Origin of the sequence: uncultured Mucilaginibacter sp. (assembly GCF_903913935.1) — a bacterium.
GTDB lineage: Bacteria > Bacteroidota > Bacteroidia > Sphingobacteriales > Sphingobacteriaceae > Mucilaginibacter.
In genome coordinates this window covers 1-2482 of record NZ_CAIWNH010000071.1, presented here as the reverse complement: position 1 = coordinate 2482, position 2482 = coordinate 1, and the positions used below count along the sequence as shown (strand labels likewise).

At 43.4% G+C, this 2482-nt stretch carries 2 protein-coding genes; one reads left to right on the top strand and one right to left on the bottom strand.

Annotated features, from left to right (window positions below):
* Window positions 1–76 precede the first annotated feature (76 nt).
* Window positions 77–805, bottom strand: coding sequence for an NUDIX domain-containing protein (locus tag QZY09_RS02860; RefSeq protein ID WP_295667830.1), 729 nt, complete (start codon window positions 803–805; stop codon window positions 77–79).
* A gap of 152 nt (window positions 806–957) precedes the next feature.
* On the opposite strand from QZY09_RS02860, the gene QZY09_RS02855 reads away from it, so the two are divergent.
* Window positions 958–2482 (top strand): carboxylesterase family protein (locus QZY09_RS02855; protein ID WP_295667829.1); only part of this gene is annotated, 1525 nt, incomplete at its 3' end.

Genomic DNA, 2482 nt, shown 5'->3' with positions numbered 1-2482 from the left:
CATATAAATAAGTTTAAATATAAACTGCTGCACTATTTCATAATACCTACGCAGTTGTCATTTCAAACGTCAAACCTTATACTTCAGAAACAAACCTGTATAAATAAGGCGCTTTATGCGCCCCGCCTGAATATTTTTTTGCAACCCGCTCTAATATACACAAACTTAACATTTTACGCTGAAAAGCAGGGCGTAGCAGTTTTTTTGCTAAAATGGTTTCGTGTAATTTCTGCAATTCACCCATGGTGAAACTTTCTGGCAGCAAATTATACCCGACAACTTTATGATCAAGGTTTGCCCTAAGCGCTTCAAGTGCTTTGGTAATAATTTTTGAATGATCCTGTATCAATTCCGGCATGTTTTTCAGGTCGTACCAGTTGCAGCTATCAAAAATTGCAGCCGGCGTGGGGGTGGCCTTGGTAAAATCAACCAGGGCATAATAACCAATAGAGATAAACCTTTGCAAAAGCCAATGGCTTTTAGATGGTTTGTTTCCGTTTACTTCCATTATCACTTTAAATGGTTCAGGCTCATAGCGGGAATAATCACCAAATACATAAAATTGCTCCAGGTAAATATCATCAAGGCCTGTCCTTTCGGATGCAACTCTTCGTGCAGCATCGTACAGATTTTCCATTTCTCTGATGAAACCACCCGGCAGGGCAAAATAGTTAGTGTTTTTATATGCCGATAATAAAACCTTAAGCAGGTTATCATGAAATCCAAATATAACAGTGTCAATGGCTACGTTTTTTATAAATCCAGTTCCGTTCTCATTTATTTCATCAGCAGGTTTATAGCTCATTGTAAAGTATTTTCGGTAATTGCATTGATAATATCAAAAATAGCAATTATTATTGTATCATTATGTTACAATAGCGATATTGAAATTTTATCAGCTATCGGATTTTATAACAAATCTATCCAAAAACACTTCATTAAACCATTATAAACAAAATGAAATCAATAATTGCATTCCTCACTGCCCTGGTATTTTTCACTGCGGCCTTTGCCCAGCAAAACCCACAGGTTACCATCAGCAATGGGCAACTCCAGGGAATTTTTAATCCTTCTACCGGCATTAACAGTTACAAAGGCATTCCGTACGCGCTGCCGCCTGTAGGAAACCTACGGTGGAAAGAACCGCAGCCGCCCGCCAATTGGAATGGCGTATTAAAAGCCGATCATTTTAACCATATGCCGATGCAGAAACACATCTTCAGTGATATGATCTTTCGCGCTGATACCATGAGCGAAGACTGCCTCTACCTGAATGTTTGGGCCCCTGCGACGCCGTCTGACACCAAGCGGCCCGTATTGGTATATTTTTATGGTGGTGGATTTGTTGCAGGCGATGGTTCCGAATCACGCTACGACGGCGAAAGTTTAGCGCAAAAAGGAATAGTTACCGTTACCATAAGCTATCGTTTAGGCATCTTTGGATTTTTCGCACATCCCGAACTCACAAAAGAGTCGCCTCACAATGCATCCGGAAATTATGGCTTGCTTGACCAGCATGCAGCATTGCTTTGGGTAAAAGCCAATATTGCCGCATTTGGGGGCGATTCTGAAAAAGTAACTATTGCCGGAGAATCAGCAGGCTCATTTTCGGTTTGTGCCCAGGTGCTGTCACCTTTATCAAAAGGTTTATTTTCCGGAGCGATTGGTGAAAGTGGTGGTTTCGGGAAAATGAGCACTTTAGCTAATGGCGAAACCAGCGGCACCGCATTTGCTAAAACCGCCGGCGCCGGATCGCTGGCTGAGCTCCGCGCACTGTCCGCTTCGCAATTACTCGATTTAGCATCCAAGCCTGGCGCCTGGAGATTCCCCAACCTGATTGACGGCTATTTTTTCACTAAACAACCTATCGAAACTTTGGAAGCTGGTGAAGAAATGCATGTGCCGGTGATGGTTGGCTGGAATTCTGCCGAAGTACCTTACCAGGCTTTTACCGGAGGTGATATGCCGACACCTGAGAACTATGCAAAAAAGATTAAGGAGCGGTATGGGGCCGATTCAGCCACGGTGTTAAAACTTTTTCCGGGTAATACCCAGGATGAAGTGATTAAGTCGGCTACTGCGCTGGCCAGTGATAATTTTATAGTTTATGGTACCTGGAAATGGGCCGATATGCAAGCCAAAACGAGTGGTAAACCTGTATACCGCTATATCTTCTCGTGCCCGCGGCCGCCTGAAGTAGGAAAGACTCCTGAAACTCCCGGTAAGCTGCCTGCGCCAATGGTGGGTGCCTCGCATGCTTCGGAAATTGAGTTTGCCCTCGGAAACCTAAGCTCCAATAAGGCATATGCCTGGACCCCGGACGATTATAAAGTTTCGGCAACCATGGAGGAATACTTCGCCAATTTTATAATGACCGGCAACCCTAACGGAAAGATTGTACCCAAATGGAAACCAAATACCAAGGGCAGTCCTGTTTATTATATGAACATAGATGTAAATACACAACTTGAACCGGAGACTG